The organism is Methylovirgula sp. 4M-Z18, from assembly GCF_037890675.1.
In the GTDB taxonomy this organism is placed as follows: domain Bacteria; phylum Pseudomonadota; class Alphaproteobacteria; order Rhizobiales; family Beijerinckiaceae; genus 4M-Z18.
On the sequence record NZ_CP149574.1, the window covers coordinates 4,185,241 to 4,199,101 of the forward strand.

A 13,861-nucleotide genomic window follows, 5' to 3' on the forward strand; every position below is an offset into this window, starting at 1 on the left:
CCACATAATAGCCACAGTCATTAACCGCCCGTCCCAAAAGATGAGCCGTACGTCCCGACGGATAATATTAGCATGCACATTAGGTTTCGCCGGTTTCCGGGTCGGAACGATCGCGCGCTTTGCTGGGGCTGTAGCCGAACTCGCGGCGGAATGCCCTCGCAAAGACGGTCCCAGAGCTGAACCCGTGATTGTAGGCGATGTCCTGAATGCGTCCGCCCCTGCGCAGAGCGCTGCGTGCGGCCAGGAGGCGGCAACTCTGGATATGACGAGAAACGCCGCCGACATGCTCGAATGCACGGTAGAGATTGGAGCGTGACACGCCGATAGCCTGCATCAGGTCCTCCGGCGCGAGGTCCGGATTGGCGAGGTGGCTTTGAATATAGACATTTGCGCGCTCAAACAGCACGGTATCGATCGCACCCAGTGCCTCTTGCAACCGCTTATGGAGTGGCTGGATGCTGGCGGCGATCAAATCGACCGTGGCCCGCCCCGCTTGGGCGAGCTCCTCAGGGCCCATGTCGACAAGCCTGTTCTCGAGGCTGCCCAAATGGTCCCCGAGGAGGCCGATGAGGCTGCCAGGCAGGATCATATTGCATAATTTATCGAAATCGGCCGCGACGGAGCGGAACGCATCGCGTGGAAGATACAGAATTTGCGCCTGGTAGTCCGTCATCCGGCCGCGAAAATCCTGGTCGAGCGAGATCAGATAAGTGTCTCCGGCCTTCGCGTGAATTTGCCGCTCGCCGGTCGCGAACCAGGCCTCGCCGGATATCGTTCGAACAAGCATCCAGTGATCGACAGATGATCGACGCGCATGGTCAGGAAGGCGGGACAGGCTCTGAGCTGAGAAATGCCCAGACGTGAAGATGAGCTGCGACAGGTTGCTGACAAGATATTCGACGTCGAAGCCGCGTCCGCGTGCGCCTGGCTGAGGTTTGACATCAAATATGGAGCTCACGCGCGTCCGCCAGACCTCGAACTGATCCTGAGGGGCATAGGAGGCCGTGGTCAGGAGTTGCAGGCCGGTCGGGCTTTTATCTTTGAGGTTTCTCGGTGCCTTTGGAATCGGAACCGGTGCTAGGGCCGGGCGCAATGGGGAATTCAAGCGACAATCCTTCTATACCCGCCGATGCGATGTTTCCGATGGACACTCGTCGAGTGAAGGTTTCCGACTCATTTGTATACCCCCTAACACAATCGAGCCGCAAACTACCCAATACGGGTTATATTTCCAGTTGTTTTGGTTTCCAGTTGGTTTGGGATGCGCACAAATGGGGTCAGCCATAAGTATTACGCGGCCCTTAGGCAGCGGCTCTTGCATTCACTTTGCCGTTGTTTCGGCGTTGTCCATTATTGTTCGGGAATGAGATCGGTTAACCGCCAGGCCTCATTGTGCGCGTTCTGCGTCATGCACTGGATCCTGGCCTCGTCAAGCTCACTGATCTCGCCTCCGCAGGAGCGACGCTTCAGCAAAAGCGTTCCACGCACCCAATAATGCGACAAGGACGAAGGCTGAGGTGAGAACACCAATGATTTTGGCGAAGCCGGATCCTGATCGCACCTGAGCAATTCCTCTGTCGAACGATCGCAGCAATATATCGCAGGACGTCGGGCTTTGGCTATGATGTGGGGGATGCGCGGTGGTGGACACGAAAAAGCCCGCTGTTTGGAGCGGGCTTTTTGATTTTGTTGCTTTGGTTGCGGGGGCAGGATTTGAACCTGCGGCCTTCAGGTTATGAGCCTGACGAGCTACCGGGCTGCTCCACCCCGCGCCGGTGTGGTGAGATCCGGGGATGTCTGTATTGGTTATCTGATCGTTAAGAGGATTTAGCTTTGTGCTTTGCAGGCCTGGCAGCGACCTACTCTCCCATGTCTTGAGACATAGTACCATCAGCGCGAAGGCGTTTGACATTCGAGTTCGGGATGGGATCGCGTCTTGTCACCTTGCTGAGAGCCACCAGGCCGGCGAAGGACAAAGCTGAAGTAAACTGGGTCTTTTTTGTTTACCGTAAACCTTGGAACACCAAGTTTACGGTCTTGGTTGGCGCAAACCCTGGCAGGCCAGGTTTGGGCTGAAGATCGTGTTGTCTGTTGGACATTGATTAATGAGACGATCAAGACTGAAGAACTATTAGTACCGGTAAGCTGCATGCGTTGCCGCACTTCCACACCCGGCCTATCAACGTGGTCGTCTTCCACGGTTCTTAAGGGAGCACTCGTCTTGAGGTGGGTTTCCCGCTTAGATGCCTTCAGCGGTTATCCCGTCCACACATAGCTACCCTGCACTGCGGCTGGCGCCACAACAGGTCCACCAGAGGTGTGTTCAACCCGGTCCTCTCGTACTAGGGTCAAATCCTCTCAATACTCCTACGCCCACGGCAGATAGGGACCAAACTGTCTCACGACGTTTTGAACCCAGCTCACGTACCACTTTAATCGGCGAACAGCCGAACCCTTGGGACCTTCTCCAGCCCCAGGATGTGATGAGCCGACATCGAGGTGCCAAACACTTCCGTCGATATGGACTCTTGGGAAGTATCAGCCTGTTATCCCCGGCGTACCTTTTATCCGTTGAGCGATGGCCCTTCCACGAGGAACCACCGGATCACTATGACCGTCTTTCGACTCTGCTCGACTTGTCAGTCTCGCAGTCAGGCAGGCTTATGCCATTGCACTCAACGAGCGATTTCCGACCGCTCTGAGCCCACCATTGCGCGCCTCCGTTACTCTTTGGGAGGCGACCGCCCCAGTCAAACTGCCTACCATGCACTGTCCCGGACCCGGATGACGGGTCACGGTTAGACATCCATATAGATAAGGGTGGTATTTCAAGGGTGTCTCCACGCGAGCTGGCGCCCACGCTTCAAAGACTACCACCTATCCTACACATGCCGACACGAATGCCAGTGCAAAGTTACAGTAAAGGTGCACGGGGTCTTTCCGTCTGACCGCAGGAACCCCGCATCTTCACGGGGAATTCAATTTCACTGAGCTGATGTTGGAGACAGCGGGGAAGTCATTACGCCATTCGTGCAGGTCGGAACTTACCCGACAAGGAATTTCGCTACCTTAGGACCGTTATAGTTACGGCCGCCGTTTACCGGGGCTTCAATTCAGTGCTTGCACACCTCCTCTTAACCTTCCGGCACCGGGCAGGCGTCAGACCCTATACGTCATCTTGCGATTTCGCAGAGCCCTGTGTTTTTGCTAAACAGTTGCCACCCCCTGGTCTGTGCCCCTCCCGCCCGGTTGCCCGAACGGAAGGCCTCCTTATTCCGAAGTTACGGAGGTAAATTGCCGAGTTCCTTCAACATCATTCTCTCAAGCGCCTTGGTATACTCTACCAGTCCACCTGTGTCGGTTTCGGGTACGGTCTGATGTGGGGGCTATTTCCTGGAACCGCCAGGCTGCAGGGGAAATCCAATAATCCCGTACAGCTTTCGCAATCCGTCACCACCCACTGGCCCACGAATATTAACGTGGTTCCCATCGATTACGCCTTTCGGCCTCACCTTAGGGACCGGCTAACCCTGCGAAGATTAACTTTACGCAGGAACCCTTGGACTTTCGGCGACACTGTCTTTCACAGTGTTTGTCGTTACTCATGTCAGCATTCGCACTTCCAATACCTCCAGGATGCCTCACGGCTGTCCCTTCAGCGGCTTATGGAACGCTCCGCTACCGCTTGCACATAGTGCAAACCCAAAGCTTCGGCTCGTGGCTTGAGCCCCGGTACATCTTCGGCGCAGAAACCCTTGTTTAGACCAGTGAGCTGTTACGCTTTCTTTAAAGGATGGCTGCTTCTAAGCCAACCTCCTGGTTGTTTTGGGATTTCCACATCCTTTCCCACTTAGCCACGAATTAGGGGCCTTAGCTGTTGGTCTGGGTTGTTTCCCTCTCCACAATGGACGTTAGCACCCACTGTGTGTCTCCTGCGCACTACTTCCAGGTATTCGGAGTTTGGTTAGGTTTGGTAAGACGGTGAGTCCCCCTAGCCCATCCAGTGCTCTACCCCCTGGAGTATTCACGCAAGGAACTACCTAAATAGTTTTCGCGGAGAACCAGCTATTTCCTAGTTTGATTGGCCTTTCACCCCTAACCACAAGTCATCGGAACCTTTTTCAACAGGTACCCGTTCGGTCCTCCAGTGCGTGTTACCGCACCTTCAACCTGCTCATGGCTAGATCACTAGGTTTCGGGTCTAATCCAACGAACTTCACGCCCTATTCAGACTCGCTTTCGCTGCGCCTACACCTATCGGCTTAAGCTTGCTCGTTAAATTAAGTCGCTGACCCATAATACAAAAGGTACGCCGTCACCCTTGCGGGCTCCGACTGTTTGTAGGTATCCGATTTCAGGAACTATTTCACTCCCCTCGTCGGGGTGCTTTTCACCTTTCCCTCACGGTACTTGTTCGCTATCGGTCGCTGAGGAGTACTTAGGCTTGGAGGGTGGTCCCCCCGTTTTCAGACAGAATTGCACGTGTTCCGCCTTACTCATGTCCTTCATTCTTCGAAACGCGTACGGGGCTATCACCCACTGCGGCAAGGTTTTCCAACCTTTTCCACTTAGAAAAACAAAGGCACTGGCCTCATCCGCGTTCGCTCGCCACTACTAACGGAGTCTCGTTGATGTCCTTTCCTCTGGGTACTTAGATGTTTCAGTTCCCCAGGTTTGCTTTTGTACCCTATGTATTCAGGTACAAATACCTTCTTGATGATCTTTGTAAGTCCGAAGATGGACTTCTTTTCACGCGAATGAGGCAGGCCTCACACGCGTATTCCGATCGTGCCCGGCAGGCATCCTCGGAATTACAAAGATCGAAGGTGGGTTTCCCCATTCGGAGATCCTCGGATCAAAGCTTGTTCGCAGCTCCCCAAGGCTTATCGCAGCGTACCACGTCCTTCATCGCCTCTCAGCGCCAAGGCATCCATCGAATACCCTTATGACACTTGATCGATCTCATTATCAATGCCCAACCACTCGGCGTGGTCGACGGCCATTCTTGCGAACGGACCATCTTGGACACGATCTTCATTTGCGAGAGATATGTTGCAATCTCTCGACTTAGACCAGTTTACTTCAAATGCATCCGGGAGTGTGCGGTCAAGGCTCACTCACGACTGGTGCTTAGACAGCCCATAAAGCGCAAGCTCGCAAGCTCACTCTTTACTGGCGCTAACCAGATGCATTTCCTCTTCACGATGTCAGATAACCCGCGACGCCGAAGATCTAAATCTTCCATGCTTCGCGAAACTTAAATTTTACGGATATCATTCCAGCAATCTCAAGCTGATGGTGGAGCTGAACGGGATCGAACCGATGACCTCATGCTTGCAAAGCACGCGCTCTCCCAGCTGAGCTACAGCCCCTTAGTCAGCACCCACTTCCCTCGACACCAACTCGTTAAAAATGGTGGAGCAGAACGGGATCGAACCGATGACCTCCTGAATGCGATTCAGGCGCTCTCCCAGCTGAGCTACTGCCCCTCACAACCAATGGTGGGCCTGGGAGGACTTGAACCTCCGACCTCACGCTTATCAAGCGCGCGCTCTAACCAACTGAGCTACAAGCCCTTGCCGGAGGACAAAAGGATGACGATCGATCCAGACGAATGTTCCCACCCGCCGCTCGACGTCTGATGTCCGTAAAAGAAGAAAGAGAAGCGTAGACGGCGTCGTCCCGCAATTGCATCCTGACTGGATGCTGTTGTTCTAAAATCGCTCGATAGTGAAGATCAAAATGACCCTCATCATAAGAAGCAATCCTTAGAAAGGAGGTGATCCAGCCGCAGGTTCCCCTACGGCTACCTTGTTACGACTTCACCCCAGTCGCTGACCCTACCGTGGTCGTCTGCCTCCTTGCGGTTAGCGAAACGCCTTCGGGTAAAACCAACTCCCATGGTGTGACGGGCGGTGTGTACAAGGCCCGGGAACGTATTCACCGTAGCGTTCTGATCTACGATTACTAGCGATTCCAACTTCATGTACTCGAATTGCAGAGTACAATCCGAACTGAGACGGCTTTTTGAGATTTGCTAGAGGTCACCCTTTCGCGTCCCATTGTTACCGCCATTGTAGCACGTGTGTAGCCCAGCCTGTAAGGGCCATGAGGACTTGACGTCATCCCCACCTTCCTCGCGGCTTATCACCGGCAGTCCCCCTAGAGTGCCCAACTGAATGATGGCAACTAAGGGCGAGGGTTGCGCTCGTTGCGGGACTTAACCCAACATCTCACGACACGAGCTGACGACAGCCATGCAGCACCTGTGTCCCTGGCTCCGAAGAGAAGAAACTGTCTCCAGTATCCGTCCAAGGCATGTCAAAAGCTGGTAAGGTTCTGCGCGTTGCTTCGAATTAAACCACATGCTCCACCGCTTGTGCGGGCCCCCGTCAATTCCTTTGAGTTTTAATCTTGCGACCGTACTCCCCAGGCGGAATGCTTAATGTGTTAACGGCGCCACTGAAGAGCAAGCTCCCCAACGGCTAGCATTCATCGTTTACAGCGTGGACTACCAGGGTATCTAATCCTGTTTGATCCCCACGCTTTCGCACCTCAGCGTCAATATCGAGCCAGTAAGCCGCCTTCGCCACTGGTGTTCCTGGTAATATCTACGAATTTCACCTCTACACTACCAATTCCACTTACCTCTCTCGAATTCAAGACTCCCAGTATCAAAGGCAGTTCTGAGGTTGAGCCTCAGGATTTCACCCCTGACTTAAAAGTCCGCCTACGTGCGCTTTACGCCCAGTGATTCCGAACAACGCTAGCCCCCTTCGTATTACCGCGGCTGCTGGCACGAAGTTAGCCGGGGCTTATTCTCCTGGTACAGTCATTATCTTCCCAGGTAAAAGAGCTTTACAACCCTAAGGCCGTCATCACTCACGCGGCATGGCTGGATCAGGCTTGCGCCCATTGTCCAATATTCCCCACTGCTGCCTCCCGTAGGAGTCTGGGCCGTGTCTCAGTCCCAGTGTGGCTGATCATCCTCTCAGACCAGCTACTGATCGTCGCCTTGGTGAGCCATTACCTCACCAACTAGCTAATCAGACGCGGGCCAATCTTTCGGCAATAAATCTTTCCCCCGAAGGGCTTATCCGGTATTAGCTTAAGTTTCCCCAAGTTATTCCGAACCAAAAGGTATGTTCCCACGTGTTACGCACCCGTCTGCCACTGACATATTGCTATGCCCGTTCGACTTGCATGTGTTAAGCCTGCCGCCAGCGTTCGTTCTGAGCCAGGATCAAACTCTCAAGTTAAAGGTGGAATTCAATCCACCAGAGATTTGATCTGACTAGTCACTTTGTTTATTACTCTGACGAGTTCCCAAGCACATCTTTGGCAATCACAGCCCCAGACCTAAATCCAAGGCTCATGCCTACGATGTCTTGAGTAAACGCGACTGTCATAGTCTCGTACGACCGATCTTCCGACCGATCCGCAAGGACTACGCCGCCTGCGTTTCTCTTTCTTCCGATTCAATTGTCATACAGCGAATAACCAGCAACAGCACCGTCAAAGCCGTCGACCGGAGACAACAACAACCACCTAGCCGAACTGGCTAGGTGATCCTACGCCCGAACTAAATCGAGAAACGTCATCACCGCGTCAAACGCATCAGCGCCGCGCCGTCAGTGGGGGGCTTATAGACCCGCCCACTTCGCACCGTCAAGGACAATTTGCAAAAATCTTGAAAAAAATCGCTGACGCCCGGAAATCCAGGCAATTCAGAGGCCTCCTGCTTCAAGAAAAGGTCAAATTTCGAAAATTTCGGTCAAAAAAAGCGCAACATCGCCCCACTAGAGCCATTTTCGGCGCTCACATCCGTGACCCATTGTTCCTAAGCTAGGCTGGGGGAAGAAGATGCGGCCAGGCCTCCGCGCGGTTGCCACATTTGCTTTCCCCGTCCTTTGGCGTAAACACGACCAACCAAGAACCGGCCGACCGGCCTATTCAGCGCCTTTCGAGAAATTAAGTGTCCGACAATCGGGTTCAGCGTAAGAATCTTGATGACGCCCTGAGCGAGCACCGGCAAACGCGCCTGAATGCTGCGGCAGACATCGGATTCGAGCCGCCGATCGAGGCGGCGAGCCGCCGGCAGAGCGCCATCGAGCGGCGCAAGATCTCGCTGCGCTGGCTGTTCGGGACCGTGCTGACCGGCATGTCGGGCGCCGCCCTCATGGGCGCGGCAATCTATTCCGCCCTCGATTTCGATTCCAATTTCGCCGACGATCCCGAATTCGCCAATCCGGTCCACAAGGAATCGAGCGCCACCGCGACGATCAACCCGAAGAAGGGCGACCGGCTGGTCCAATCGGTCGACATTGTCGCCGCCAAGCAAAGCTACCAGGCTCCGACCAATGTGAAGGTCGGCGGCAAGGAAGTTGTCCGGCTGAAGACGTTCACCCACCTTGTGACGACGCTGACCCTGGTCGACACCGGTTTTGCCGATGACGTCCCGCCCTTCAACGCGCAAAAGGTGATGGCGGACGCCCGCAACCCGATCGAGCAGCCGCCCGAAGCCGACATCGCTGCCACTCAGCCGCCGCTGGACGAGACCGAAATCTCGCTCAACATCACCGATCTGTCGGGCAAACGGGTCGTGCCGACCAATGGCACACTCAGCCAGGACGAAATTCACGACCAGGTCAACGAATTCCTGGGGAACCTGCTCGCCGCCGGCAAGAAACCGGCCCTGCCCATCCCGCCGCAATTGCTGCTGATGCACACGAGCCGCGCCGCGCTGAACCTGCCGGGCAGCCTCGCCTATGCGCCGCTCACCGCGGGCACGATTTCCTCGCCCCTCTCGAGCATCGAAGTGCGCCTGGTGCCGGAAAACGTCACCTCGATCCCGAAAACCTCAGCGCCGCTCGGCGATTCCGCGCCGATCACCACGATCGACCAGCGGGTGACGATTGTTGGCAAGGGCGACACGCTGGGGAGCATCGTCCGCGCCAACGGCGCAACCGACGACCAGGTCAAATCGATCGTCAAGGCCTTTGCCGCAACGCCGGTCCAAGAGGGCGAAAAGGTCAAACTGCTGCTCGCCGATCTCGATGGGTCGGGCCAGAACAAGCAGATCTGCCGCGTCTCGATCTACCGGGACGATACGCTGACCGCCTCGGTCGCCATTCGCGACACCGGCGACTATGTCCAGGTGCCGGCGGAAGCGCCGGCCCCGACTGCAGACGCCCAGGGGCCGATCAAGCCGGCAGCGAAGAAGACCGTTGCCGCAGCGAAGGGCAGTGACGACGGCAGCGACGACGAGGAAGATCAATCCGACGATTCGAGCGGCGTCCGGCTCTACGACAGCCTCTACCAGACCGCGCTGAAGCAAGATCTGCCGAAATCCGTCATCGACGACCTGGTGCATATCTTCGCCAATGACGTTGACTTCCAGCGCTCCGTCCAGCCGGGCGACAATTTCGAGGCGTTTTACGAGAATAACGAGGACCCTGGCCAGGAGCCGGACCTGCTCTATGCCGCCATCACCACGCGCGGCGAAACCTTCCACTATTACCGGTATCAGACGGCCGATGACGGCCTCGTCGATTATTACGATCCCAACGGCCGGTCGGTGCGCAAATTCCTGATCCGGAAGCCGGTCGCCGCCGGCGAATTGCGTTCGGGCTTCGGCATGCGCTACCATCCGATCCTGCACGTTTCGAAAATGCACACCGGCGTCGACTGGGCGGCACCGGTCGGCACGCCGATCTATGCGGCCGGCAACGGCACGATCATCAAGGCGGGCTGGGATTCCGGCTACGGCCGCCGCATCGAAATCCAGCATGCCAACGGCTATGTCACGACCTACAACCACCAGAGCGCCTTTGCCCGTGGCATCACCGAGGGCATGAAGGTCAAGCAGGGCCAATTGATCGGCTATATCGGCGCCACGGGCCAGGTGACCGGCCCGCATCTCCATTACGAAGTGCTGGTGAACGGCAGTTTCGTCGACCCGCTGCAGATCCGCCTGCCGCGGACGCGCGAGTTCGACGGCAGGATGCTTGCCGAGTTCAAGCGCGAGCGCGACCGGATCGACGCTTTGATCGCACAGGCACCCAACGCCAATCTCGTCGCGCAGAAAGTGGCGCAGAAGCCGCCGGGCTAGGGTTTCAGCCGGAGCCGCAACCATCGCAACGGTATCGGACCCGATCGTGAAATCGGGTCCGGAACGACAGGTTATCGAGCAGCACCGCTCTGCTGCCGAAGCCGCTATTCGGCCAGTGACTTTGGTTTCCTGTCCACCGCGGTAAAACCAAGCAGCGCGGAACGCTCCCGCTCGGCAGCCTGCTGTTTGGAGCGCACCCGCATCAGATCCTTCCAGCCGATATAGCCCACCAGCTTGGCGTCGGTGCGCGAGACCACCGGAAGGTGCGAGATATTGGCAGCGAGGAGCTTGTCGGACAGCGATTCGAGATATTCATCTGGATAGGCGAGCGTGATCTTGCGGTTCGCCAGCAGCGCGCCGAGCGTCGTGTGGCGATGCACGCCCCTGCGCCGCCAGCGCAGAATCGTCGGCGGATCGATGACGCCGAGCACATGCCCGTCCGCATCGACGACCGGGAAACTCGGATGGCGCGTCTCCGGTGCGGTCAGGAACGCAGCCGCGCCATGCAAGGTCATTTTGTCGGCCACGGTATCCACCTTCGTGGTCATGACTTCGCTCACGCGGGTGAGTGCGAAGGGATCGACCCGGTACTCGCGCACCAGATGATGGCCGCGCCGGGCGATCTTTTCCGTCAGGATCGATCGCTTCATCAACAGCACCGTCCCGGCATGGGCGGCGGCGCAGGTCGCGATCAGCGGCACCAGGATATGGGTGTTGCCGGTGAGTTCGACGGCGAAAAATGTCGCGGTCAAAGGCGCGCGCATGGTGCCGCCCATGGTGGCAGACATTGCCAGCAGCGCCCACAGGCCCGGATCGGCCGCCGGCAGGAAGCCGGCGAGCATCGCCCCCATCGCGCCGCCCATGATGAGCAGCGGCGCGAGCACGCCGCCCGACGTGCCCGATCCCAGCGCGACCGCCCAGATGATCGCCTTGACGACCAGCAGCGCTAGCGCGGCCGAAGCGAGCACATGCCCGTCCAGCATCCGGGCGATATTGTCGTAGCCGACGCCGAGCGCGTCCGGCTCGATCAGGCCGCCCAAGCCGACGACCATCCCGCCGATCATCGGCCACCACATCCAGTGGATCGGCAGCTTCTCGAAAGCGTCCTCGCAGGCATAGACCATCTGGGTCAGCAGGGTCGCCAAAAGCGCCGAGGCGATACCGACGAGCACCCAGCCGCCGAGCGCCGCGAGAGAAATGTCCATCGTGCCCTGGAACGGAAACAACGGCATCGGCATGTGGAGCAGGCTGCGCTCGACGTCCGCGACGATCGCCGCCACGGCGACCGGAATGAAGCTGCGCGGGGTCCATTCGAACAGCAAAAGCTCGACCGCCAGCATGATCGCGGCGATCGGCGTGCCGAACACCGTGGTCATGCCAGCCGCGGCGCCGGCGACCAGCAGCGTCTTGCGCTCGTTGTCGCTCACCGGCAGCATCTGCGCGATCAGCGAGCCGATGGCGCCGCCGGTCATGATGATGGGGCCTTCGGCGCCGAAGGGTCCGCCGCTGCCGATCGAGATCGCGGAAGACAAAGGCTTGAGCACGGCCACTTTCGCATCGAGCCGCGAGCGGCCGAGCAGGATGGCCTCGATGGCCTCAGGAATCCCGTGGCCGCGGATCTTCTCGCTGCCAAAACGCGCCATCAGGCCGATGATCAGGGCGCCGAGCACCGGAATGAGGATAGCGGCATAGCCGAGCGACGCGTCACCCGGCTTCAGCATTTCGAAGTCGAACCGGCCAAAATAGGCGATGTTGGTCGCAAGCTGGATGAGCTTCAGCAGCACGATTCCGCCCATCAGCGCCACCGTCGCCACCACCACAGCGATGGCGGCGATGACGAGGACGCGAGCATCCGTGGTGAAATCGCCAAGATGGCGGTGCCAGACCTGGCTGGGCTTCATGATGATGTTCTTTCTTTGAGAAACGCATGGCGCCCGCGTTCCGTCGAACCGTCGCGCGGGCGGAGCTATATCGCAATACGATACAAATAGGCAAGACCTACGAATCTGTCGCCCGACCTTAAAACCCGAGGCGCGCCTTGATTTCGGCGGGCGTGATCCCTTCGGCCCTGAGATCGCGCAGGCTTTTCGACATCAGACTCTTCGACAATTTGCGCTGCGCCTCGTCGAGAATGAGCGGGTGGTGGTGATAGCGCGGCTGCGGCAGATGCAGCAGTGCCTGCAACAGCCGGTGAATGCTCGTGGCGTGAAAGAGATCGGCGCCGCGCACCACGTCGCTCACCCCTTGCAGAGCATCGTCCACGACGACGGCCATGTGATAGGAGGTGGGAATATCCTTACGCGCGAGCACGACATCGCCCCAGGCGCCCGGGTCGGCCACGACATCGCGCGGCTCGGTGCCTAAATCATATTCGGCCCAGTGCAGCCTTTCGCCGCATCGGCTAAGTGCCGCCGCCATGTCGAGCCGCTGTGCCGCGGGCTGCCCTTTGCTGAGGCGCTTCTGCCGCTCCTGCACTGAGAGGTGGCGGCAGGTGCCGGGATAAAGCGGCGCGCCATCGGGATCGGTCTGGCCCGAGGCGGCGCGGGCAATCTCCTTGCGCGAGCAGAAGCACGGATAGATGAGATCTCTTGCCACAAGCTGACGAAGCGCCGCGGCATAATCGGCGAAATGCTGCGACTGCCGTCGCACCGGCGCCTCCCAGGTGAGGCCGAGCCAGGCGAGATCCTCGTAAATCGCCGCCTCGAAATCCGGCCGGCTGCGGCCAAGATCGATGTCCTCGATCCGCAGCAGAAACCGGCCGCCACTGGCCCGCGCCATCGCATGGTTCAACAATGCCGAATACGCATGGCCGAGATGCAAATGCCCGTTTGGCGAGGGGGCGAAGCGAAAAACCGGTTGTGTTGGCACGTCAGCCGTCATCCAATGGCGCAGAATCAGGAGGATTGTGGTGGCAAGATCCGCGAAAGCGGCCGTGAAGGCAAAGGCTAAAAAGCCGGCGGCAAAGCCCAAGGCGGCGGTCAAAAAGCCAGCCAAGAAGCGCGCCGCGAGCAAGGCCCGCACGCGGCGGGCCGCCACGCCCCTCGCCGCCGGGCCAGCCTACCATCCCGGCCCGCTCATTGTCGACGATGCCATTCTTGCCCATGCCGTGGCCGAGCTGCACAAGCTCGACCCGGACGCCGTCGGCCACATGCTGGAGCGGGCGGGCCATCCGCCCTTGCGGCATGGGCGGCGCGGGTTTGACGGGCTCGTCTCGATCGTGGTGTCGCAACAGGTCTCGGTCGCCAGCGCCGACGCCATCTTCGGCCGGCTGAAGGCGGCGTTCCGCGAGCTCGAACCGCAAGCCATTCTCGCGGCGAGCGACGACGATCTGAAGGCCTGCGGCCTGTCGCGGCCGAAAATGCGCACGATCAATGCCTTGGCGGAGGCCATCCACACCGGCGCCTTGCCACTCGAGCAGCTCGGCACCATGCCGCCGGAAGAGGCGCATGCGACTTTGGTCGCGGTGCACGGCATCGGACCCTGGACCGCCGACATCTATCTCTTGTTCTGCCTCGGCCATCCGGACGCCTGGCCGGTGGGCGACATCGCCCTGCAGGAAGCGGCCAAGCTGGCGCTGAACTTAAAGAAGCGGCCCGACGCCAAGGCGCTGCACAAGATCGGCGAGCGCTGGCGGCCCTGGCGCGGCGTCGCCGCACGGCTGCTGTGGACCTATTACCGCGCCGTCAAAGCCCGCGAAGGCGTGAAGGTCGACTGACGCCCGAACCCCTCACACTCGGCATCATCTCAACG

5 protein-coding genes, 4 tRNA genes and 3 rRNA genes are annotated in these 13,861 nt (G+C 58.4%); 2 read left to right on the forward strand and 10 right to left on the reverse strand.

All coding sequences use genetic code 11. The features are described from left to right. Positions 1 to 79: 79 nt before the first annotated feature. From V9T28_RS19225 to V9T28_RS19260, 8 genes are all read right to left on the reverse strand, one after another. Positions 80 to 1,105, reverse strand: a complete 1,026-nt coding sequence (locus V9T28_RS19225; RefSeq protein ID WP_116402821.1) for an AraC family transcriptional regulator — start codon at positions 1,103 to 1,105, stop codon at positions 80 to 82. 590 nt (positions 1,106 to 1,695) lie between these two features. Beyond that, positions 1,696 to 1,772 (reverse strand) — tRNA-Met (locus tag V9T28_RS19230). Between the two features lie 74 nt (positions 1,773 to 1,846). After that, a 5S ribosomal RNA gene (gene rrf / locus V9T28_RS19235) occupies positions 1,847 to 1,962 on the reverse strand. Positions 1,963 to 2,110: 148 nt separating this feature from the next. Beyond that, a 23S ribosomal RNA gene (locus tag V9T28_RS19240) occupies positions 2,111 to 4,958 on the reverse strand. A gap of 338 nt (positions 4,959 to 5,296) precedes the next feature. Then, positions 5,297 to 5,372 (reverse strand) — tRNA-Ala (locus V9T28_RS19245). Positions 5,373 to 5,413: 41 nt separating this feature from the next. After that, positions 5,414 to 5,489: transfer RNA gene (locus tag V9T28_RS19250), tRNA-Ala, on the reverse strand. Between the two features lie 10 nt (positions 5,490 to 5,499). Then, positions 5,500 to 5,576: transfer RNA gene (locus V9T28_RS19255), tRNA-Ile, on the reverse strand. Between the two features lie 196 nt (positions 5,577 to 5,772). Continuing rightward, positions 5,773 to 7,259, reverse strand: a 16S ribosomal RNA gene (locus tag V9T28_RS19260). The 16S, 23S and 5S rRNA genes sit together here with 4 tRNA genes alongside, the layout of an rRNA operon. A gap of 716 nt (positions 7,260 to 7,975) precedes the next feature. Here V9T28_RS19260 and V9T28_RS19265 point away from each other — a divergent pair. Further along, positions 7,976 to 10,111 (forward strand): M23 family metallopeptidase, encoded by a 2,136-nt coding sequence (locus V9T28_RS19265; RefSeq protein WP_245424145.1) that lies wholly within the window; start codon positions 7,976 to 7,978, stop codon positions 10,109 to 10,111. A 104-nt stretch (positions 10,112 to 10,215) separates the two neighbouring features. Here the strand turns inward: V9T28_RS19265 and V9T28_RS19270 are convergent, their stop codons facing one another. Both V9T28_RS19270 and gluQRS read right to left on the reverse strand, forming a co-directional pair. Further along, complete coding sequence (locus V9T28_RS19270) at positions 10,216 to 12,012, reverse strand: chloride channel protein (protein WP_116401582.1); 1,797 nt, start codon at positions 12,010 to 12,012, stop codon at positions 10,216 to 10,218. Between the two features lie 118 nt (positions 12,013 to 12,130). Further along, positions 12,131 to 12,991: a tRNA glutamyl-Q(34) synthetase GluQRS gene (gluQRS, locus tag V9T28_RS19275; protein ID WP_116401583.1), complete on the reverse strand. Its 861-nt coding sequence runs from the start codon at positions 12,989 to 12,991 to the stop codon at positions 12,131 to 12,133. 28 nt (positions 12,992 to 13,019) lie between these two features. Between gluQRS and V9T28_RS19280 the strand changes: the two genes are divergently transcribed. Next, a complete protein-coding gene (locus tag V9T28_RS19280) occupies positions 13,020 to 13,826 on the forward strand; it encodes a DNA-3-methyladenine glycosylase family protein (RefSeq protein WP_245424146.1) in 807 nt (268 codons plus the stop codon). The last annotated feature ends 35 nt before the right edge of the window (positions 13,827 to 13,861 follow it).

Coding starts and splice junctions, on each gene's coding strand:
- V9T28_RS19270 (WP_116401582.1), bottom strand. CDS start 12,012: ATGAAGCCCAGCCAGGTCTGGCACCGCCATCTTGGCGATTTCACCACG.
- gluQRS (WP_116401583.1), bottom strand. CDS start 12,991: ATGACGGCTGACGTGCCAACACAACCGGTTTTTCGCTTCGCCCCCTCG.